The organism is Chitinophaga sp. OAE865, assembly GCF_040546735.1.
GTDB classification, from domain to species: domain Bacteria; phylum Bacteroidota; class Bacteroidia; order Chitinophagales; family Chitinophagaceae; genus Chitinophaga; species Chitinophaga polysaccharea_A.
On sequence record NZ_JBEPOF010000001.1, the window covers coordinates 6,496,972 to 6,518,650 of the forward strand.

Genomic DNA, 21,679 nt, shown 5'->3' on the forward strand with positions numbered 1-21,679 from the left:
GCGGCGGTCTGTTAACTACTCACCTTTTTTCTGATCAGCGCTATCAGCCCTTCGTTTTCAATAACCACCATTCCCTGCCTGTTGGTAGTAATGCCGCTTTTCAGCCGGTAAGTATACTTTGGTACATTTCCTTCCATAACGGTAGGCATGTATAGAAAACGGAAGCTTCCCCCTTTCTGTTTCAGGGCCCTGAATAATGACAATTCATTTATTTATTGTCATACAGACAAATATATTCCGGATTTCCGGAAATTTACAGTAGTGGGATATTAAAAAGAAAAACGGGTCAGTTGCCGCTGCCTTCCAGTAAATCCAGGATTTCACCCTGTAGTTCAGCACCACTTCCCGGGCTGGGTGCATTCTCATCCTTCACCTTCCCGGTCTTATCAATAAGAACGTAGCGGGGTATGCCGGAAAAATTGAATTTTGCTTCCAGCAGTATAGATTCATTCTTATCTGCATAATAATGTGCTCCACTATCAAACATCTTCTTTACAGCCGCTTCCCATAAATTTTTGTCACACTCCACTCCTATGTAAAGAAATACGACGTCTTTGTTTTTAAGCTTTTTTGCCAGCGCTTTGGAAGCCGGTATTTCGCTTACGCAGGGAGCGCACCATGGCGCCCAGAAATCGATGTATACTACCTTTCCGCTGTACGGCGCAACCAGCTTCCTGTAAAGTTGTTCCTGGTGCAGCTTAAATTCGCCATGCTCATTATTATCCGTGGAAGTACCGGCAAGCTTATGTTTTAACTGCTCATTGTCCCGCTTTACCAGGGCACAGATATCCTGGTTACCAATATGGCAGTTCATGAGCTGCATGTTCCGCAAACTAAGGGGTTGCTTAAATTGATTCAGGTAATCGCTGATGATCCTTGCCAGCATAATATCCGTTCCGATACCCGGTGGTAGCTGCTTCGCCAGGGAGTCAAGCATATTTAAGTTATTCCTGAAATTACTATACTTAACCTCGTACAGGGAAAAGAGCTTCGATACCATTGCCTCCTGGCCTGCACTTCTTTTTTTTGCGGGTATTCTAAGCGCCAGTTTCTCTCCCTCTGAAACCGGGCTGGCATCTGCTTCAATAAAAGTATATAGTTGTTCATCCGTAAGCTCCACAGGTATATACCGCCATTGCCGTTGCCACATCCCAAGGTATTCCCTTAAAAAAGCAGCGTACTTTCCTGTTACCAGTGCGTTGGAATTGTTGATGGGAATTTCGTTTAAAAAATCAAGATAGTTTTCCGATAGCCGCTCCGGCTTACCTTGCCGGTGCAACCAGCCATATCTTACCAGGTCCTCAGCAGCCCAGTAATGTATATACTCCAGCATCGCATCGTGGAAATCTTTGCCGGTATTCCATTTCCGGTTAAATTCATGCAGGGTGTCCAACATGGTTTGCATCACTGTAAGGCGATAGGATTTATAAGCTGGTTGCTCCAGTGAATCAATCATCTTCTTTTGATTGTCACTAGGAATAATGGCCATCAGTTTGGGCCAGAGGTCATTAAAATGCATATTAAAACGCGCAAAGCCACCGGAAAAACGAAGCGGGAAGGCGGTTGGAACGGGCAGTTGCTTATGGGCCTGGAATGCGGCCATGTCAAAGCAGACATTGGTGGTATGCCCCGGAGAAGCATACATCATAGCAAAATTCCCGTCTGCCAGCAGCATGATCTCCTGTGGTATTACCAACGGGAAGGTAACGCTGCCTTTCCCGCTGCTGTCTATTCCGCATATTACCGCGGTGCTAACCCCATTATAGAGCGGAAAGCAGATCAGCTTCAGAAACCTGAAAGTGTTCATTTTGGGATTATATCCTTCGAAGAAAATATTAATGGTAACCTCCCGGGAGCTAAGAGGAACATGAGTGCCGGATGAATGCAATGTTTGTCCTGCTGATATAAAAATAAGCAGGAAGATGATGATCATTTTTTTCATAACGGACTTACTTTGCTGGAACAATCCCCTGTTCAGGAAGATCTTACTGAAAGCTACAGAAAATAAGTGTTACTTTAACAATAAAAAATCATCGAAAAAAAACATTGTACTTCATGATCGGTGAGATGTTGATTTATTTTAGCTGCTGCCTACTGTCCATTTAACGCCAGGTGTTTTTTTAAACTTCTTTCGTAGTCTTTCACTGAGCAGACTTCCTGAAAATGGAAATGTTACCCGTGCTGTTCCTGGCGTTTAAATTTAACCTCTGAAATAAGAGTGCCGACGAAAATAAGCAGCCCGCCGATAAATAAACGCCAGGACAGGTTTTCCCCCAACATAAAGATCGCAGCCAGCGCCGCGAAAACCGGTTCAAACATGTAAATGATGGCTACCTTCTCTGCCTGTATGTAACGTTGTGAAAGATTGGATACCGTATACATATAGGCAGTTGAAAACAATGCGCAATATGCAATCCCTATCCAAAAGCCCTGGCCTGCAGGAAGCCAGTTGGCAGTAGTATCTGTTATCGCAATAAAGAACATGATAAGGGCACAGGTTGCAAACATAGGGATGATAGTAGGCAGTATATCATTTGCCATGCTGTACTTTTCAACTTTGATCAGGTATACAGCAAAACCGACTGCACCAATGATCGTATAGAGATCACCTATACCGACAGATAGGTTTTCTTTAACAGAGATAACAAGAAGCCCGGCAAGCGAGAGGAGCGCAGCCGCCCATATATTAAGCGCTACAGATGTTTTATAGATAAACACTTTTAACAGCGGTATGATCACTACGCAGGTACCTGCTACAAATGCGCATTGGGAAGCAGAAGTATGTTTGATACCCAGGGTCTGAAAGTAAATACCCAATATAAGCGGTATAGCGAGCGTGGCTCCGGTAACTATGGCCTGCCGGTTTATTTTCTTCAACTGTTTAGATAAAACCAAAGCCAGGACACCGGTAGCCGCTATAAACCGGTAGAGCAAAAATGTAGACTGGGAAACAGTTCCAACAGCCATTTTTGTAACGGGAAATGAAATTCCCCAGAATGCAGTTCCAAGAATTAATAAGAATAAAAAAAGATATTTCCGCTCCATCGTTGCTTAAAGGTCGTTTGATTATAATTTCTTTCTCATCATTAAATCGGTTTGCTCATCGTTTCCCAATTTGAATATATGTTTATCGAATGTAACAAAACCATTCTTTTCATAGAACCGGATTGCCCTTTGGTTTTCTTCCCACACTCCCAGCCATACATAAACCGCGTTTTGGCTATAAGCAACTTCTATTGCTTTTTCATAAAGGATCTGGCCTGCTTTTTTGCCATGAAATTCCCTGAGCACATAGATCCTTTCAATTTCAAGAGCATTATCATCCTGCAATTCTGTTTGAGATGAGCCGGAGTTTAGTTTTAAATAACCAATGATCTGTTCGTCAAGTACAGCAAAATAAAAAGCTGAATTTTTATTATTGATTTCAGCTGTCAGCTTCTCCAGGGAAAATCCTTCTTCCAGGTATTTCTCCAGGTTTTCTGCCATATTACCTTTTGCAAAGGTTTCAGAAAAAGTTTCTTTGCCTATTTTCTGCAGTTGAACAACATCAGCCGGTACTACTTTTCTTACTATAATATTATCCATTTCAATATTTTATTATCCGTTTCATAATTTAGTCATTCCCGTTTTCTTTCGCTCCTAAATTATTATAAAATCTTTTACCGGCATTACTTCCCGCTGCCATCATATTCTTCTACCTTAATATTAAGGTATCATTATCATTCCCCTCATGATAAAAATATGCTGCAATTATTTCTAATTTCATTCCATGGAAAACAACAATTTGTTAGTCCAGCTAACTAATAAAACCAATGGTATTCTATATTTCAGCGAATCTGAATACCCGTTAACCATTGAGCAATGGGGCGTTTTACCGGCTGCTGAAGTGCCGGGCAAAATAGCCGCATTGAATAATGTTTCACCCGGAGGTTTTAAAATTTGTGGATGAGGAAGTATTTTTTAACCATATCATGGCAGCTGCCGATCCAAATGATGCACTAATTACAGCCAACGCTCAAAAGTTCAATGCACTCCGGCAATTTCTGCAGGACAACCTCACCGGCTTGCAAGTAACCCGCGTAGAAGCAGGCGCCCGCATTCCCATTTATATTACCGGTCACCAGGCTGATGGCAACTGTATTGCCCTGACAACTATCGCAATCGAATCCTAGCGCATTTCCGATAACCCATAAAAAACCTGCATTATGAAACCATTCATCAGGCATATCCTTGCTATATGCTTTGGCGGTGTATTGCTTGCTTCCTGTAAAAAGGAAGCCGCCATCCAACCCGTGGAAACCCAATCCCAGGATCGTAAAGCTACTACAGAACTGACCACCCTGCTAACAGAAAACTTTGAATCCGGCACTAAAACAGCCTATGCCAGCGGAACAGCCACCCTGTCAAGCGGCGCCTGGACACTGGACGACGCCCTGATCGGCAACCTGTCTGCCGACCTGAAAAAAGGCGCCAAATCAGTACGCATCCGGAACACCGGTACACTCACTACCAATTTTAATGTCACCGGTGGCTCAGGCGCCGTTACCGTTACGGTATATCATGGCACTTATGGTACCGACGCTGCCAGCAGCTGGCAATTGTGGACCTCAGGCGATAACGGTCAAACCTGGCAGCAACAGGGCAGTAACGTTACCACTTCCGGCACCCTGCAGGCCGCTACCTTTACTTTCACTGCCACGGCCAGTATGCGCATCAGTATCCGGAAAGTTTCAGGCGGCTCTTCCAGGATCAACATCGATGATATCAGCATTACAGCCGGCGACGGTGGCGGCAATCCTCCACCGGCTGCCGGTGATAACGACAATATGTTACTGGGCAATCCCAGCAATGCACCGGCAGATATCTCCGCAGAGAATAATTACCTGATGGTAAAAACTTACTATGCTTTATCGTATAACCGCAACCGTGGTACCCCCAACTGGGTAAGCTGGCACATACAATCGTCAGACCTCGGTTCCGTATCCCGCAGTGATGACTTCAGGGCTGACAATACATTGCCCGCCGGGTGGTACCAGGTGCAGAGCAGCAGCTACAGCGGCTCAGGATTTGACCGTGGGCATAACTGCCCTTCCGGCGACAGAACCGCCACCACCGACGCCAATTCAGCCACCTTCCTGATGACCAATATGATGCCCCAGGCTCCCAACAACAATCAGCAAACATGGGCCAACCTGGAGAACTATACCCGCAGCCTTGTTAACGCCGGCAATGAAGTGTACGTGATAGATGGCTGTTATGGGCAGGGAGGCACCGGTTCCCTGGGAGGTGTTACCACCACCATTAACAACGGGAATGTAACCGTTCCATCCAATATCTGGAAAGTGGTTGTAGTGCTGCCGGCCGGTAATAACGATTTAAACAGGATTAACGGGTCCACCCGGGTAATTGCTATAAATACCCCTAATGTTAACAGCATAAATTCCGACTGGACCCAGTACAGAACAACAGTACGCAATATTGAAAACGCCACCGGTTATAATTTACTTTCCAATTTGCGGGTAAGCCTGCAGGACAGCCTGGAAACAAAAATGGATAACCAGGAATAAATTAAGGTATAAAGGTTTAACCAGGAAATGACCTGCCATGAGCAGGTCATTTCTTATTATGGACCATGAGTTTTTATTACACGGGCAATATGTTGAAAATTAACACATTACACACTAATATAAATATAAGCATATAAAACTACATCAAAAACAAACGGGAGGCTTATCACTGGCTGCCAGATGCTCCTCCGTTTTGGTTTGATGTTACAGATGACTGGGATACACTTAATGCCCACTTCCTGGCCTATATCAACTTTGGCGGATACCCTGAAGTCATTTTCAATAAAGATATTCAACAGGATCCAGGCAGGTTTATCAGGAGTGATATTATTGACAAAGTCCTGTTGCGGGATCTCCCAAGTTTATATGGAATAAGGGATGTACAGGAACTCAACTCCCTGTTCAATGTTATTGCTTATAATTCAGGTAATGAGTTTAACCTGGAAAGTCTTTCCCAGGAATCGGGCGTTGATAAACAAACTATCAGAAGATACCTGGAATACCTGGAGGCCGCATTCCTGATAAAGATCCTTTACCCGGTGGGCATCAATACAAAAAGGTTTCAACGGGACAGCAGGTTTAAAATTTATCTTACCAATCCGAGCATGCGTTGTGCACTATTTGCCCCGATTACTTTTACGGACGACCATTTTGGACAAATGGTGGAAACAGCCATTGTTGCCCAATGGATGCACAGAGGGGATGTTCCGCTTCACTTTGCTGCATGGGCGGGTGGGGATGTCGATCTTGTGATGGTTGCTCCATCTCAGAAACCATTGTTTGTAGTAGAAATTAAATGGAGCAACCAGTATGTCAGCAATCCCGGCAAACTCAAATCTCTGTTAAAATATGCCAGGGAGAATAAAAAGAAAGTGGTTTGGGTAACAAGTATAGATAAGGTCAGTCGCAAAACTCATGAAAATACTGAGCTTTGTTATATACCCGCAGCATCCTATTGCTTTTCTGTAGGTAAATATAGTTTCACAGGTAAGACTACCGATAATCTGACCCAATTTTCCTAACATACTCATTCGCTTTTTATAAACTGCCAGGGAACAATAAACTAATGGTTGATGTGAAAAAATGCCGGGGGATCAACGCTTACAAACCTTTCCTGCCTGGTATAATTCATGACATTGTTCCTTAATAAATATTCCATTCCCACACGCCTTTAACTCCCCTGGTAATGCGGATCCTTAAATACCTCGCTTTGATGCCGCATATATCTGAATGGGGAGATTGGATCTTAAGATCATCATGTCCACCGCACAACGACCAATGTATACCATCTGCAGAATACTCTAAAACATAAGCCTGCCCCGCCGTGGGCCTCACAAAATAAACTTCGCTCCGCTTTATGCGTTTTATTTTGCCCAGGTCGGCCATTAGCCAGCATGCGGTATCGTCCGGTAAGGCCATCCAGCGCGATCCATTTGATCCGTCAAATGCAAACGATGGTACAAAATATTCTACCCGGTTTAATAAAGGATCTTTTGCCGGTTTAATTTTTCTTTCACTACAAGTACTGGAAGCCAATGCTTCTACTACTTTCAGAGGCTGATCCGTTTTCACCTGGTGAAGCGCTCCTACACCCGTCATTGTAAGGTCTACAGGCCGGATAGACCCATCTTCATTAAACAGGAGCCTGTTAACATACGTTTGCCTGTTGGTGCTACCCCTTCCATACTCAAGGTAGGCGAAATAATAATCATCGGTGCCGGGCACATTGAAAACACATCCATGTCCGGGGCCAAAAATCCCGCGCTGGTGATTTGTGGTAGCAATGATGTCATTCTTTACAGGAAAGCTGAAAGGGCCCAGCGGAGATGCTTTGCCTGAAACATAAGCATACTGGTAGGCTTCGTCTCCGCCAAGTGTATACAAATAATAGTAAATACCCTTGCGCTTAAAAAAAATGGGGCCTTCAGAATATCCGTTCCTGGAAGTAGGAATAGTAACAGTATTGGTATCCACGGTAGTCATATCACTGTTAAGCCTCGCAGCATGCCTTAATTGCCAGAACAAATATGCCTGCTTATCGTCGTCCACAAAAACTTCTGCATCAATACCAACAGGTCCTTTTGGCGTTTTTTTCTTTAACAGCGTATTAGGTGAATAGGGTTTGATAAAAACATCAGGGCCTTCGGCCAGATGAAATGGCCCCTTGGGCGAATCGGAAACGGCGGCATACATGTACCCGTTAACCGTCGGATACAGATAATACTTTCCATTGGCTTTAATAGCTTTACTGGGCGCCCAATACAGCTGGCCCACAGCAGATGGGAAACAGGTTCCCGAAAAGCTCCAGTGCACAAAATCCTTCGAGGTCCAGACTACGGGAGGGCCAGAAGAACTAAGACCGGCATCATACCCATCTGTGGTTACATAGCAATAAAACATGCCGTCTATTTCCTGGATGCTCACATCAGCTACCATATCGGGAATAAGCGCATTCCCAAATGGATTGGCCTGGGATTTTACTGACAATGGGATGTATAGTATTAACAATAATACGGTATATACTTTCCTGGCATACGACATAAGACTGAAGATATTATTATGAAGATGATAATCACTGGTAAACTATGGCGCTTTAAGAAGACGTACCTCCATAATGCGCGGTGTTATTTTCCCGGAAGCAGCCCTGAAAAGCACTTTTACAGTACCGGCTGCTGTTATCGGGCTTGGTATATCCACAATTGTAGTAAGGTCTTCTGTTGGCCCGCCGGCGTTAGCGCACAGCTCCGCAAGGGTTTTGTTCCCTACGATAACGCTGCCACAGTCGCCCGCACCGGTATAACGGTAACGGATATACAATTTATAGTTTCCTGCTGCTGCTGCCTGCAGCGTATAGGCGAACCAGTTACGGGTTACCCTGAAGTGCTGATCGCCTAATGTTCCGGTACTGCTGCCATCGCTCTCCAGCTGATGGTCTGTTTCCGGCTGTTGTTCGCCGGCATACACACGGTCGGTAGTGAGACTATCGAGGCGCTGCACTTCCGCCTCCTCCGGCGCCTGCTGCTTGTTGGATGCCGCTTTACCTGCATAAGGCCAGTAGAGCATATACCGGGTATCATGTATGCGATAAAAAGGTACCAGTTTAAGTGTACGGAAAACCGGCTGGGAGATCAGCTGCCCTGCGGTAAATTCCAGTGGCCTGCCTGTATTTTGTAATGCAACTACACCAGGGCCATCCAGTTGCAGTTCCGGTGCGGCCGACATTGGGCGTAGGTTCCCGCGGGCAATATGGCCCCAGCGGCTGGTGTCTGCATACAAACCAGGCATATTGAGTGTATCCGTAGCGGCGGCCAGTACAACCGGGCCGTACAGGAAAGATACCCAATGGGTGCTGTCGGGTAATCCTTCCGTGCGCACCTCCATGGGAAGATGGATCTTTACAACATCACCATTTTTCCAGGTGCGGCGAATATACATATAGCCGGAGGCGCCACTGGTACTGGCGGCGTGCTGCCCGTTAACAGTAACGGCCATACTATCCTTAACCCATGTGGGGATACGTATGGCAATGGTCAGCAGTTCCGGTTTTTTCAAAGAGAGCTTCAGTACAGATGCGTCCTCTTCAGGAAACCTGGTTTCCTGTGTCAGCTGCAGTGATTTGTTCTTCCACTGCAGCACAGAAGGAATGAAGAGGTTTACATAAAGCGAATCCTTTGACCGGGCATAGATCAGTTCCGCATACTTCCCATGGTTTTCGAGCCCAGTGCCAACGCAACACCAGAAAGCATTTGGAGAGGTGGAATATACCCTGTAGTGCATAGGATGTATGGGAGTGAAATATACAAATCCGCCATTAGGGTGCTGTGATGCCAGGATATGATTATACAATGTACGCTCATAATAATCCATGTATTTATTGCTGGGATCATTCAGGAAAAGCAGCCGGGTAAGTTTCAGCATATTATAGCTGTTACAGGTTTCCGGTCCTTCCGGGCTTTCCAGCATAGCGCGGAAATTATTTTCCGCATGGAAATGTTCGCGTACGCTGTTTCCGCCTATAGAGATGCTTCTGCGCTGAACCACCGTATTCCAGAAGAAAGCGGAAGCATCTTCCAGGGCAGCATCATGGCCAACTATACCGGTTCGCATGAAACCTACCACTTTGGGGATCTGGGTATTGGCATGCAGCCCGGTGAGGGCATCGGTATGCGCGATAAGCGGATCCAGTATTTTTTTATGGGTAAAGCGCCTGGCCATGTAAAGCCAGGAGGTATCACCGGTTTGTTCCGCTACGGCAGCAAAAATTTCGTTCATGCCGCCAAATTCCGTCTGCAACATCAGCTGCATTTGCTCATCGCTGAGATTGGCCGTAACATCCTTGCTCCAGCGGCATAGCCGCAGCAATATATCCCGGGCCTGTGTACTGCCGGTGAGCGTCCAGGCGTCGAGTAAACCATTCAATGTTTTGTGCACGTTGTACCAGGGCACCCATCGTTTTGTAACTGCATCTCCCCTGCCTTCCGCTACCTGTTTCCAGAGTTGCTTCCCGTCAGGAACTCCACCCAGGTATCCGTTACCATTCTTTAGCTGGCACTGTTCCATCTGGTCCAGCATATAATGTAACCGCTGGAGGTACACCTGCTTACCGGTGGCTGTATACATCAGTGATAGGGCCGAGAGGTAATGCCCTGCTATATGTCCGTCCAGGCCCCAGCTCTCCCAGTTCCCATAATTTTCCTTCTTTACAGGAATGCCGGCATCTTTCAGAAATGGCGCCAGCAGGCGGTCCGGATCAAGGGATAAAATATATTTTTCATCCGTATGCTGGGCATCAAGGAAAAGCCCGGGTAGCAGCCTGACTTCGCCGGGAGCAAATGTTTGCAATTGAGTGGGCTGTGCCGCAGCAATAAAAGGGATATATGCCAAAAGGCAAATGAATAACTTTTTCATATACACGTGGAAATAATTGTCAATTTAACAATTAATTTCCAATTGTGCAAGCCCCTATGCAATGGGGCAACTGTAACCTGCTGCTATCGCGGAGACAAATATCCCCGAAATGCTGCCGGAGCAGCTATTTTGCATATTGAAAAACAAGGAAATGCAGAGGCTCCCCTATAGAAGCTATCTCTTCTTCAGAGGGATCAAATATTATACAAAGGCATAAAACGCAGTTAACCCATATCTAAAAGATACGGGATATATACGGCGTAAATACGGCGTAAATATGGGGTATATACGGCTAAACCGGGGAGTATCCATACCGTGGCCCGGGAGTAGCTATACAATATCCTGAAATCCTAATACTCCATGGCAGCACTTAATAAGTGATCACTCCATTTTCAAGCTTTTCACCGGGTCGGCAACTGCTGCTTTTATTGCCTGGTAACCAACAGTAAGCCAGGCGATCAATTGGGAAATAAGAATAGTTAGCAGGAATATTCCGGCACCAATATTTATCCTGTAGGCAAAATGCTCCAACCATTGATGCATTAAATAATAGGCCAGTGGAGCAGCAATTAAAAATGCAACACCAATAAGCAGAGTAAATTCTTTAGACATCAAATGAACAATGTTGATTACTGATGCGCCCAGCACCTTTCTAATGCCTATTTCTTTATTACGCTGCACAGCCATGAATGAAACAAATCCATACAAACCAAGACAGGAAATAAATATGGCAATGCCTGCAGCTATTTTATATAATTGTGAAAGCTGACTTTCCTGCTTGTAAAAGCTGGCAATCTTATCGTCGAGGAACTGGTATTCATAAACAAAATCAGGATTTACCTTGGTCCAGAGCCGTTCTATTGCTGCCAGCGTTTCCTTCATATGTTGCGGTTGCAGTTTTATGTTGATTAACCGGTATACCATTTTGAATGAACCAAGCACTATAGGCGTCCTTTCACTTTTCAGTGAATAGCCGTTAAAGTCTTTTACTACTCCCACAACAGGCGCAGTTATATTTCCATCCCAAAAACTTACTTTTTTACCAATGATGTCTGCGGGATTTTTAAACCCTAATTTCTTTGTCATCATTTCATTTACCACAAACCCGTTTACTGTGTCGGCCGGGTTATACGGTGCTCCTGCGATGAACCGGATACCATACGTTTTAAAGTAATCAGCATCCGCCCATTTAAAATCGGCCTTGAAGCCCGATTTCTTCACCGAGTTCTCAAATTTAAAATCACTGTCCCACCCCGCTTTATCCATAGGGCTAAATGCGCTGAAGCTTACATTTTTCACCCCCGACAGCTGCATCAGTTCCATTTTAAAGGCCTCCATCTTGGACTGGCCCACAGTATCATGCGCGAAAGGCACCATAACAATGGCATCTTTATCAAAACCCATAGGTGCATTCTGAAAATAGTTCATCTGGCTCACAATAATCAATGTGCCCATTATCAACGCCTGTGCAATGGCAAACTGGAAAACAACCAGCGCTCTTCTCATGGAAAGTCCGCCTGTAGTGTTATTGGTAAATTTGCTTTTCAGCACAGTGATTGGATTAAATCCTGATAACACGATGGCAGGATAGAAGCCTGATAAAAACGTAACGATTATAGTAATGCCGCATAGAAATGCCACCAGAGCCAGGTTGAACTGTATTTTCAGCGGTGTTTGTAAAATATTGTTAAGCAACGGCAATGCAATAAATGCAAACAATATTGCTGTAACCACCGAAGCAAGTGTGATGAGAAAGGTTTCACTTAAAAACTGAATAACCAGCTGTTTTTTGCTACTGCCCAACACTTTCCTGATACCTACTTCTTTTGAGCGGTTTACCGACTGTGCAGTAGCAAGATTGATAAAGTTGATACAGGCAATAATTAAAAGAAACGAACCTATTAAACTTAACGCGGTGATCAACACCCTGCTAAAGGTGCTTCCTCTATAAGTTCCAAACTCGCTCTCATAATGTATATTACTTAACGGCTGCAATATATAGCCCTGGTTCGCGTACTCAACAGGGGTATGTTTCTTTACGAAAGTTTCAAGGTTATTATTGAATTGCTGCGCCGACATATTTTCCGGAAGCACCAGGAAAGTGTTTAAAGATCCATCCTGGCCTACCCAATCCGTTAGCATGTCTTCGTGACTGCTAGTTTTAAAGGAAAGCACAATTTGCAGGGGGAAGTCGGTATTGGCAGGCGTATTTTTGAGAATGCCAGTTACCTTGCAAACCACTTCATTATTATACTTAATAAATTTACCTATGGCATTATGCCAATCTCCGAAATACTTATTGGCTATTTCCTGTGTAAGTACTACAGTGTTAGGTTCTGATAATGCAGTTTTAGCATCACCGGCAAGAAAAGGAAAATTGAATATGTCAAAAAATTCAGGCTCAGCAAAAAAAACATTCTCTTTAAATTTCTCCTCCGGTGCATCAGCCTTATCATTTAATACGGTTATCCGCTGAGCATCCCTTCCATATACACGTGCTACATGTTCCAGTTGCGGATAATCCATCCGTAAAGCTTCTGCCACCGGATAGGCACTGGCTTTTGAATAATTCATCCCCTCCGGGGTTTTGGTGGCTGCTACTACTCTATAAATGCGTTCTTTGTTATTATGAAAATTATCAAAGCTTGTTTCATATTGAACCAATAAGAAAATAAGCAGGCAGGCGGCAATTCCTACGGCCAACCCTATAGTATTAATTGCGACATAAGTTTTATTGCCGCGCAGGTTCTGCCATGCGGTTTTCAAATAATTTTTTAACATAGCGGAGTATATTAAACATTGAGTAAGAATGACTTGCCAGGGCGCCAATAAAAATGCCACTTACTTATTATAATGAGAGATAGAAGAATATGGATTTATTAAAATAAATATATGTTCGGTTTTGATACAGTAATTGTTCACTTATAAAATAGGCGCCACATTCTTACAGGCTTAGGAATTTCATGTCTCAATTAATCATACAAAAATCATTTCCCTATAATTTCCCTGCGATGCTTTATCCCCCACTCTGTGAGGTTATTAATAATAGTCTGCAACGTTTTTCCGTGTGCAGTAAGCTCATACTGAACCGTTACCGGCTGTGTATCCAGTACGGTGCGCTTCACCAGTTTGTTTAACTCCAATTCCTTTAATTCTTTACTCAGCATCTTGTTGGAAATGCCGTCTATATCTCCCAGAATATCAGAAAATCTTCTTTTATTATAATAGCAGATAGAAGAGATGATGGATATTTTCCATTTTCCGTTTAATACGTCCATTGAATCCTGGACGGCTCTCATCTCTTTTTTGTGGTCTTTTTCAAAATCTTCGCAGTTCATAATAAGTTACTTTGTTACCCCGAGGTTACTGTTACTTTTGGATACAAAGTAACTAAAATAAATTAACCTGATCTAACTTTGCTGCTCACGAATAAAAAATTAGAAAATGGACAAACTAAAGAATAAAGTAGCCGTAGTAACAGGTGCATCAAAAGGGATAGGAGCATCTATTGCTAAATACTTTGCGGCAGAAGGAGCCAAAGTGGTGGTGAATTACGCCACAAGCAAAGAAGATGCAGACAAAGTTGTTAAGGTGATAACAGATAACGGGGGTACGGCCATCGCAGTGCAGGGCGATGTGGCCAAAGAAGCCGATATAACCAGGCTGTTTGAAGAAACGAAAAATGCTTTCGGCGCATTGGATATCCTGGTAAACAACGCCGGCATATATACTTACGAACCAATTGAGCAGGTATCGGAAAAAACATTTCTACGGCAATTCAACATCAATGTACTGGGGCCTGTGTTCGCTATCCAGGCCGCATTAAAATTGTTTGGAGATAAGGGAGGCAATATTATCAATATCAGCTCAGAGGCGGGTAAAACACCGCTTCCTACAGGATCGGTATACTCTGCTACCAAAGCGGCACTGGATGCCATTACGATTTCTTTGTCGAAGGAATTCAGCGGGAAAAACATCCGTATCAATTCTATTCTGCCCGGCGTTGTGGAAACAGAAGGCTCGCACAGCGCGGGCTTTATTGGTAGTGATGCTGAAAAAAAATTAGTGGCTAATACACCGCTTGGCCGCACCGGGCAACCTGAAGATATTGCAAAAGTAGCTGTCTTTCTTGCCTCCGATGATGCGGCATGGATCACGGGAGAAAAAATTTCCGTTTCAGGAGGTATTTACGGTGTATAAATAATTAATGAACTTAAGAAGATAAAAATGGATAAGCTAAAAAATAAAGTAGCCGTAATTACAGGCGGCAATAGTGGTATCGGGTTCGGCATTGCAGAAGCGTTCAGCAACGAAGGCGCGGTTGGTACCATTACCGGCAGAAATGAGGCCACATTAAACAGTGCTGCAAAAGCATTGGGCGGCGGTTTTATTGGCATTAAAGGAGATGTTACAAACATCAGCGATCTCAATAAAACATTCAGGGAAACCGCTGATAAATTTGGGAAAATTGATGTATTGGTAGTGAATGCAGGCGGCGTTGTGGACGGGTTTCCCCTGGCAGCTATCAACGATGTTACGGAAGAGAACTATGACCGCTACATGGATCTTAATTTAAAGAGTGTTTACTTCACTGTACAAAAGTCACTTCCATATTTAAATGACGGCGCTTCCATCATACTGATCGGATCCAGCGCTGCGCATCGTGCAGTGCCGGGAATGGCCATTTACAGTGCGGCAAAAGCAGCCATCATATCATTGGCGAAAGGATTATCGCTGGATCTGTTATCAAGAAAAATACGGGTGAATACGCTTTCTCCCGGCTCCATTGATACTCCTGTTTTTGGCAAAATTGTACCACAGGAACAGGTGGAACAGGTGAAAAAAGTTTGGATAGATATTACACCTGCGGGCAGGCAGGGACTTCCATCCGATATTGGCAAGGCTGCTGTATTCCTGGCATCGGATGATTCGGCTTTTATAGTGGGCACCGAAATTCTTTCAGATGGTGGTCTTACCAATATCAGCCTGATGAAATAATTATTCAAAAAGCAAAGCCGCCTAAATCCTTTGGTTTAGGCGGCCTTGATACAGCATGCCATAATCATTGCTGCCACTACCCTGCTAAGCATTCATGATCTTTATCCAGGTCTTCACAATATTCTGGATATTCGTTTTGTTATCTTTTATTTCTTTCATAGAGTGAAGCTTCAAATAGGCTTTGCCTTTAGGCGCCGGTTCAAGTAATCCACTTTTATCTTTTATCAATTCACCTTTATGGAAAATGAAAACAACATAATCGGTTATCCTTGGGTTCATTGTGGCCATTGGCTCCTTATAGTCAAAGCTGGGGCCGCCCCATTTTACATCCTCTTCCAGGTTGTTGCTTGCGCCACGGATTACTTTTATTGCTTCTTCAATTTCAGCTTTCAGCGGGTGTTTGAGTTTGGTTACAAACTCGTCTATTTTGTTCGCCATACTCATTTTATTTATCTTGCTAATATTGTGAATATTGTAATGACTGCACTAAAAAGCACACCGGTTATAAGTCCGCCTGCAATGCCTGTAATGATGTAGTTCTTAGTATAGCCCCAGGCTTTTGCCTGTCTGTTCCGGGTTAAAAATTCCTGTTTTAAGTGGTTAATCCTGGGCTGGAATCTGGGTAGGGTCCATGAAAAATATTTCCCAGGTGTGGCCGTCGGGGTCTTCTATTCTCCGTAGTTGCATAAACCCGTAGTCGGTCATAGGCATAGGTTCTGTTCCACCTGCTTTTAATCCATGCTCAACAATTTCATTTACCTGGTCTACGCTTTCCACTGATAAAGCAAACAGGCCGGCAATATTGCTCCTGGTGTCGGCTATTGGTTTTTTCGTAAATGTCTTAAACTTTTCGTGGCTCATAATCATCACGAAAATGGCATCGCTCCAAACCATGCATTTGCCCTGGTCATCCGAAAACTGCGGATTGATTTCAAACCCAAGTTGGGTATAAAAGCCCATTGATTTTTCAACGTCTTTCACTGCGAGATTGATAAATACCTGTTTCATTTTTTTGAAGTTTAGTATTGGTTACAGATGCAAAGATGAAAAGGCAAAAATGAAAAAGCCTTTACAAATGTTGAGAAAGTGAAAATTTATTTGCTGTAACCAAAAATCCGGCTTAGTTGTGTAGGGGTAATACCGAGGTATGCGGCGATCTGATGTTTCTTCAGTCTTTTTACAAGGTCGGGGTATTTTCGTAAAAAATCGGCATAGCGGACTTTAGCCGAATCACTTCGCAGCGAAACTTCATAAGGTTCCTTATCTATCACCCAATGCTGTTCCAGGTAACGGATATAAAACGCTGCTATATCCTGAAATGTTGAAACCAGTCTTTTAAACTCATTATAATTATATTCAAGAACAGTGGTTTCTTCAAGTGCAATAATGTCAAATAAACTTTCTGAGTGTGTTAATGTTGCGGGGATTGAGCCGGCGATTCTGCCTTCCGGGAAAAAGTACTTTATAACTGTTTCTCCGTTATCGTTAAAGTAGTATTGTGCAAAAAGTCCTTTTACAACATATGCAACTTTTTGAGGGGTTTGCCCTATCCGTACAAAGTAATCTCCTTTTTCATAGGTCTTTTCTACGAGCAGGCTCTGCCAGGCATTTTCGGCTCCTTCTGAAAGGTTGGTGTAGGTTCTTATTTTTTTGAAAAATTGCTCGGTTGCCATTTGGTTGTGTTGTATGACGTGTTTACAACTGGTTTCTCAAATATACAAAAGGTTTCAAATACCTGAATGGCATATATTGCTGAAAGGAAAACTACGACTCGGCTCTGGCAGATAAAAACCAGGTAAAGATACAGTTGCCAAAAATGCTGTTGTGTATTACCTTTGCGGCGATATACATAAAATACATGAGTCAATTTCCGCATATAAATCTGCCATTACAGAGTAAACTGACATTTACTGCCAACCCGGTAAACGTAGTGCCATTGCCCAACGGAGAGATCCTGATGAACTTTGCCAGTCAGCCGCTGATTACAAAGCTCAATGCCAACCTCGAAATTGTTTGGGAGAAAATTATCCAGGGACGGAATGCAAACTATGTTAGCAGCAGGCTATCGGCTTCTTCTGATGGGCGCATGATCGCTATTGCGGGTATGACCGATATACGCATTCTTGATGCGGAAGGCAGTATGATATTACATACCGTGGAACATGGCTCCTGGAGCTGGTTCCTGGGTGCTGCCTGTTATTTCGCCAGGGATAATAAAACGATCTGGTATGTATTGCCAGGTGATGAAAACGCCCCAGACGAGCTGCAGGTAATGGATATAGCTACTTTTGAAGTAACAGCTTCTCACCCGCTGCTGGAAAGCCAGCAATACACCTATGCATTTCATGCAACGCCAGGCAATAACACCATCCTCCTGGAAGCAGCTGCCGGCCAGGAGAAATCCATCCTGATGCAGCTACAGCTAAACGACGGTACCATCTCCCTTACTGAACTTCCCCAGTGTGAGGATGTGATCATGGGCAACTTTGCGCCATCAGGAAAAGAGTTTATCATGGCTCCTCATGAAGATGGACCGTTAGTAATTTACTCCTTCCCTGAAATTGCCAGGGTAGCAGAACAGGATCAGGAGAGTATTTTCGATGGCAGTAAAGATTTTCCCGCCGCTGAACCGGATAATATCAACTACAGTGTATTTTTTGTTGATGATAATAATATCCTTGTAGTTTCCCAGTTTGGAAGATTGTTATTACTTGACAGAAAAGATTTACGTTGCAAGGCAGAGGTAATGCCGGAGGGCATTGAATTTACGGCATATAACCTGGATGGAAATCCTACTACCAACCCTGATTACATCTTTGATTACAGCAGTAATATTATCAATGTAATGATTGTGCACGACAAGCTGCTGCTGACCACCGGTGATGGCCAGTTGCGGAGTTATGGATTGCCTGTATGATAATTAGCCAATAGTAGTTTGGCACTGTGAAACAATTTGAACTCCGATCGGCGTAAATTAATTTTTATAATATTCAATCGCATTACATTATCACATTCCCCGGACAAGTGTAACCATAGCGAAGGTTATTGTTTTGAGTAAAGGTCATGGCTTGCGGTAATGCAGGATCTGCACACCTGAAGCCAGCGACCGGCTGTCTACGAATTGAAGCGGTTGTCGCTGAGGCAAACTCTGTCCGGCAAACATACGGCTGTTACCTCCTCCTGCAATCACGGATTGTACTGAAAAATAATATTCATCCACGAGCCCGAGCCGGGTCAGCTCACCAACAAGGCCCGGGCTTCCGATCGTCAGGAGGTTTTTATCCTGGTCTTCTTTCATTTTATCAATGAGCGCAACATCCAGTATTTCAATGGAGGAATTTGCCCAGGTGGTTTCTTTCAATGTTGTTGAAAAGGCAATTTTATTGATATCATTCAACGCCTGTGCCATACGGCTTTGCGATTCGGGGCTATCCGGATTGGCTAGTACCGTTGGCCAGATCTGCTGGAATAATTCAAAGCTGTTGCGGCCAAAACCGACGCTATGCGCACCGGCAAGCAGCATGTGTACGAACTCATGAAATTCGGCATTAGCATTAACATACTGGCTGTCAAAAAAGCCATCAGGAGTAACGTTGATCAGTGAAATAAGCTTTCCCATTGATTTTATTTTTAGATATGAAGATATTTTCCGCGAATGATCCCGCATAATAGCCGGCACTCACCGATATTTCCGGCAGCACCGCTGTTTACCGGGGATAGCAAGAACAGAGGATGGCACCGGGCTGCCCGTCCCATTCATCGTTGGCTAAAGATTGCTGCGTGCTGCTCCGCAAATTGTGAAAAGGTAGTTGGCCTTAAGCCGAACAGCTGATGCGTGCTGGTATCAACGATCGCTTCGGGGTTACGGACCCGCTCAGCAGCTTGTGCTGCAAGCGCATCAAGGAAGTAACCCGGTAAGCCTGCAGCCGATAGCGCTGCTTTCCTTTCATTCCAGCTGACCGGCACATAACGGATCACTTTACCTGTTACACCGGACAGGATGCCGGCGATATCTGACATAGATAAGGCTTCAGGGCCGGTAATACGGAACGAGACTCCGGTATGTCCACCTTCGGCCAGCAGGGCTGCAGCAACCCTTGCCACATCGCGCAGATCCACTGGTGACATACGGATCGCTTCCAGGGGTAAACGCAGTTCATTACTTCTGCCAATAGCTGCTGCCTCACGGAGATATACCTGCATAAACTGGCCAGGGCGAAGGTGTGTCCACTTCAGGCCTGACTGTTCCAGGTAATCCTCGATCTCCTCATGTTCGCGGGTAAAACGGAACCGCTGCGGATCGTAGCCCTGCTGCGCTTCTTCACCGGAAAATTTAATCACATGGTCTACCCCTGCTTCTTTACAGGCATCGATAAAAGCGCATTGGGTTTCTACCATACGATCATTTGCAGATGAGATCAGCAAAGCGCGCTCCACGCCGTCCAGCGCGGCCTTCAAGGTATTTTTCACAAGCATATCGCCGGGATATAGTGCTATACCGGGAAGGGCTGTCAGATCTTTTGCGTTGACCGCATCGCGCACCAGGGCACGAACCGGTTGCTGCCGCGCAGCCAATGCCCGCAGGATCAGGGTACCGCTTTGGCCTGCTGCTCCGCTGACCAGGATGTTAATGTTTTTCATGAAGGCAAAATTAGAACGCCGGCAGCTTTTCAATGGGGTGTACATTTAGCAATTTAAGGGGTCTTTTGTACAAATTTTGAATGCTATCTTAGCCTGATGAAACAGGTAACCTTTTTGATCGCGGACGGTGTTTTAAAACCAAGCAGTCTTTTTAACGCCATCGAGATATTTGAGAAAGCCAATGAGTTCGCGGAACAGCAGACCGGCCGGCCTTATTATGATATCCGGCTTGCAGGAACCAATCTGGAGCAGCCTTTAGTGAACGGAATATTCACTCTCCGGGTGCAGCCGTTAAAGACGGCGGAAAAAGCTGATTTGATTATTCTTCCAAGCTTCGCCGAGCAGGACGACTTTGCCATCCGCAAAAGCCATGAGGCACTGGATTGGGTCATCACGCAATACCAGGCCGGCGCTGAGGTTGCCAGCCTGTGCACCGGAACATTCCTGCTGGCCGCCACGGGTCTGTTGGAAGGGAAACCTTGTGCAACGCACTGGAAAGCGGCGGCCTATTTCCGCCGGTTGTTCCCGGAATTAAAGCTGCATACAAATAAGATCGTAACCGACCAGGAAGGTGTTTATACTGCGGGAGGCGCCATATCAAGCCTGAACCTGGCCCTGCATATCATTGAGAAATATAACGGCCGCGAAACAGCTTTGTACTGCGCCCGGGTTTTGCAGATCGATATTGATCGTAATTCCCAGTCGCCATTTATGATATTTGAAGGCCTGAAAGATCACAAGGATGAAGTAATACGCAGTATCCAGGATTTTATTGAGGAGCATGTTGGCAACCGGCTGACTGTGGAACAACTGGCATCACAAAGCGCAATGGACCGCATTAATTTCACCAGGCGCTTCAAGAAAGCGACCCAATTGTCACCCGCCGATTACGTACAGCGTATCAAAGTGGAAAGCGCCAAGCGGCTTTTTGAGTCGACCGGTATGCAGATAAGCGAAGTAATGTACGAAGTGGGTTATGGCGATGTTAAAGCTTTTCGCGAAACCTTTAAAAAAATTGCAGGAATGACGCCGGGTGACTACCGTAATAAATTCAATAAGATAATCTGAATATAATCACCCAATGGAGTGATGATTATTTAACCTCGTTTAGAACTTTTAGTAATTTATTTAACTTTACCTGTATAGAAATCGAACTATTTATTATATTGTTTGTAAGCATTACCGTCTATAGGTCATTAAATCCCCGGCGCTAATGTTTCGAAGCCCGCCTATTCTTAATCCGACACAAGACTTACCATTCTAATACGCCCAAATGTTATCAGATGGTTAATCCCTTTTTGTTCTGTTGATTGATTCACTTCAACATGTCTGTTCTTTTAACTTATCAGCTCAATGATAAAGGTATAATCACCGTTGTTGAACGACAATAACAAAAAATTTATGAATGAAAAGGCTTACAAAGATTGGCTATTAGAATTAAAGAACAAAGTACGCCAAGCTCAACTAAAGGCGGCTGCGAATTTCAATATTGCTTTGATTGAGCTTTATTGGGAACTAGGATTTGATTCATGATTTGTCTGACGATAATATTCGAATCTTTCATC

At 44.3% G+C, this 21,679-nt stretch carries 22 protein-coding genes; 9 read left to right on the top strand and 13 right to left on the bottom strand.

Annotated features, from left to right (window positions below; all coding sequences use genetic code 11):
• Window positions 1–11: 11 nt before the first annotated feature.
• The 4 genes from ABIE50_RS25915 to ABIE50_RS25930 all read right to left on the bottom strand — a co-directional run bounded on the left by ABIE50_RS25915 (window position 12) and on the right by ABIE50_RS25930 (window position 3,585).
• Window positions 12–203 carry a hypothetical protein gene (locus tag ABIE50_RS25915; RefSeq protein ID WP_209865371.1) on the bottom strand — a complete coding sequence of 64 codons (192 nt, stop codon included), beginning with the start codon at window positions 201–203 and terminating at the stop codon, window positions 12–14.
• Between the two features lie 83 nt (window positions 204–286).
• Window positions 287–1,942, bottom strand: a complete 1,656-nt coding sequence (locus ABIE50_RS25920) for a TlpA family protein disulfide reductase (protein WP_209865374.1) — start codon at window positions 1,940–1,942, stop codon at window positions 287–289.
• A 230-nt stretch (window positions 1,943–2,172) separates the two neighbouring features.
• Window positions 2,173–3,045: a DMT family transporter gene (locus ABIE50_RS25925; RefSeq protein WP_209865377.1), complete on the bottom strand. Its 873-nt coding sequence runs from the start codon at window positions 3,043–3,045 to the stop codon at window positions 2,173–2,175.
• A 21-nt stretch (window positions 3,046–3,066) separates the two neighbouring features.
• Entirely contained in the window at window positions 3,067–3,585 is a 519-nt protein-coding gene (locus ABIE50_RS25930; protein WP_209865380.1) for a GNAT family N-acetyltransferase, read from the bottom strand.
• Between the two features lie 184 nt (window positions 3,586–3,769).
• Here ABIE50_RS25930 and ABIE50_RS25935 point away from each other — a divergent pair, with 184 nt between their 5' ends.
• The 4 genes from ABIE50_RS25935 to ABIE50_RS25950 all read left to right on the top strand — a co-directional run bounded on the left by ABIE50_RS25935 (window position 3,770) and on the right by ABIE50_RS25950 (window position 6,589).
• Window positions 3,770–3,949: a nuclease A inhibitor family protein gene (locus ABIE50_RS25935; RefSeq protein WP_354028178.1), complete on the top strand. Its 180-nt coding sequence runs from the start codon at window positions 3,770–3,772 to the stop codon at window positions 3,947–3,949.
• Window positions 3,942–4,172, top strand: a complete 231-nt coding sequence (locus tag ABIE50_RS25940) for a nuclease A inhibitor family protein (protein ID WP_354028179.1) — start codon at window positions 3,942–3,944, stop codon at window positions 4,170–4,172. Before ABIE50_RS25935 ends, ABIE50_RS25940 begins: the two co-directional genes overlap by 8 nt.
• Before the next feature lie 33 nt (window positions 4,173–4,205).
• The gene (locus tag ABIE50_RS25945; RefSeq protein ID WP_209865387.1) at window positions 4,206–5,567 is read left to right on the top strand and encodes a DNA/RNA non-specific endonuclease; all 1,362 of its coding nucleotides are present in this window, start codon (window positions 4,206–4,208) and stop codon (window positions 5,565–5,567) included.
• Window positions 5,568–5,806: 239 nt separating this feature from the next.
• Window positions 5,807–6,589, top strand: coding sequence for an ATP-binding protein (locus ABIE50_RS25950; protein ID WP_502913962.1), 783 nt, complete (start codon window positions 5,807–5,809; stop codon window positions 6,587–6,589).
• A gap of 121 nt (window positions 6,590–6,710) precedes the next feature.
• Here ABIE50_RS25950 and ABIE50_RS25955 read toward each other — a convergent pair whose 3' ends face one another.
• The 4 genes from ABIE50_RS25955 to ABIE50_RS25970 all read right to left on the bottom strand — a co-directional run bounded on the left by ABIE50_RS25955 (window position 6,711) and on the right by ABIE50_RS25970 (window position 13,813).
• Window positions 6,711–8,108 carry a family 43 glycosylhydrolase gene (locus tag ABIE50_RS25955; protein WP_354028180.1) on the bottom strand — a complete coding sequence of 466 codons (1,398 nt, stop codon included), beginning with the start codon at window positions 8,106–8,108 and terminating at the stop codon, window positions 6,711–6,713.
• 42 nt (window positions 8,109–8,150) lie between these two features.
• Window positions 8,151–10,475, bottom strand: coding sequence for a beta-L-arabinofuranosidase domain-containing protein (locus ABIE50_RS25960; protein WP_209865398.1), 2,325 nt, complete (start codon window positions 10,473–10,475; stop codon window positions 8,151–8,153).
• A gap of 381 nt (window positions 10,476–10,856) precedes the next feature.
• Complete coding sequence (locus tag ABIE50_RS25965; protein WP_209865401.1) at window positions 10,857–13,256, bottom strand: ABC transporter permease; 2,400 nt, start codon at window positions 13,254–13,256, stop codon at window positions 10,857–10,859.
• A 206-nt stretch (window positions 13,257–13,462) separates the two neighbouring features.
• Window positions 13,463–13,813 (bottom strand): winged helix-turn-helix transcriptional regulator, encoded by a 351-nt coding sequence (locus tag ABIE50_RS25970; RefSeq protein WP_142687798.1) that lies wholly within the window; start codon window positions 13,811–13,813, stop codon window positions 13,463–13,465.
• Window positions 13,814–13,919: 106 nt separating this feature from the next.
• Between ABIE50_RS25970 and ABIE50_RS25975 the strand changes: the two genes are divergently transcribed.
• Together ABIE50_RS25975 and ABIE50_RS25980 are read left to right on the top strand one after the other, a co-directional pair.
• Window positions 13,920–14,675 carry an SDR family NAD(P)-dependent oxidoreductase gene (locus ABIE50_RS25975; RefSeq protein WP_209865405.1) on the top strand — a complete coding sequence of 252 codons (756 nt, stop codon included), beginning with the start codon at window positions 13,920–13,922 and terminating at the stop codon, window positions 14,673–14,675.
• Window positions 14,676–14,702: 27 nt separating this feature from the next.
• Window positions 14,703–15,473, top strand: coding sequence for an SDR family oxidoreductase (locus ABIE50_RS25980; protein ID WP_209865408.1), 771 nt, complete (start codon window positions 14,703–14,705; stop codon window positions 15,471–15,473).
• Between the two features lie 84 nt (window positions 15,474–15,557).
• On the opposite strand, the gene ABIE50_RS25985 is transcribed toward ABIE50_RS25980, so the two are convergent.
• The 3 genes from ABIE50_RS25985 to ABIE50_RS25995 form a co-directional block, all read right to left on the bottom strand.
• On the bottom strand, window positions 15,558–15,911 hold the full coding sequence (locus ABIE50_RS25985; RefSeq protein WP_209865411.1) for a DUF1801 domain-containing protein: 354 nt from the start codon (window positions 15,909–15,911) through the stop codon (window positions 15,558–15,560).
• Window positions 15,912–16,073: 162 nt separating this feature from the next.
• Window positions 16,074–16,481: a VOC family protein gene (locus ABIE50_RS25990; protein WP_209865414.1), complete on the bottom strand. Its 408-nt coding sequence runs from the start codon at window positions 16,479–16,481 to the stop codon at window positions 16,074–16,076.
• A gap of 86 nt (window positions 16,482–16,567) precedes the next feature.
• Window positions 16,568–17,146, bottom strand: a complete 579-nt coding sequence (locus tag ABIE50_RS25995; RefSeq protein WP_209865417.1) for a Crp/Fnr family transcriptional regulator — start codon at window positions 17,144–17,146, stop codon at window positions 16,568–16,570.
• Between the two features lie 185 nt (window positions 17,147–17,331).
• Here ABIE50_RS25995 and ABIE50_RS26000 point away from each other — a divergent pair, with 185 nt between their 5' ends.
• Window positions 17,332–18,390, top strand: coding sequence for a hypothetical protein (locus tag ABIE50_RS26000; RefSeq protein ID WP_209865420.1), 1,059 nt, complete (start codon window positions 17,332–17,334; stop codon window positions 18,388–18,390).
• A gap of 144 nt (window positions 18,391–18,534) precedes the next feature.
• Here ABIE50_RS26000 and ABIE50_RS26005 read toward each other — a convergent pair whose 3' ends face one another.
• Together ABIE50_RS26005 and ABIE50_RS26010 are read right to left on the bottom strand one after the other, a co-directional pair.
• A complete protein-coding gene (locus ABIE50_RS26005; RefSeq protein WP_209865423.1) occupies window positions 18,535–19,092 on the bottom strand; it encodes a dihydrofolate reductase family protein in 558 nt (185 codons plus the stop codon).
• A 137-nt stretch (window positions 19,093–19,229) separates the two neighbouring features.
• Complete coding sequence (locus tag ABIE50_RS26010) at window positions 19,230–20,114, bottom strand: NmrA family NAD(P)-binding protein (RefSeq protein WP_209865426.1); 885 nt, start codon at window positions 20,112–20,114, stop codon at window positions 19,230–19,232.
• A 96-nt stretch (window positions 20,115–20,210) separates the two neighbouring features.
• On the opposite strand from ABIE50_RS26010, the gene ABIE50_RS26015 reads away from it, so the two are divergent.
• Together ABIE50_RS26015 and ABIE50_RS26020 are read left to right on the top strand one after the other, a co-directional pair.
• A complete protein-coding gene (locus tag ABIE50_RS26015; protein WP_209865429.1) occupies window positions 20,211–21,182 on the top strand; it encodes a GlxA family transcriptional regulator in 972 nt (323 codons plus the stop codon).
• A 333-nt stretch (window positions 21,183–21,515) separates the two neighbouring features.
• Entirely contained in the window at window positions 21,516–21,647 is a 132-nt protein-coding gene (locus ABIE50_RS26020; protein ID WP_354028181.1) for a DUF1016 N-terminal domain-containing protein, read from the top strand.
• Window positions 21,648–21,679 lie beyond the last annotated feature (32 nt).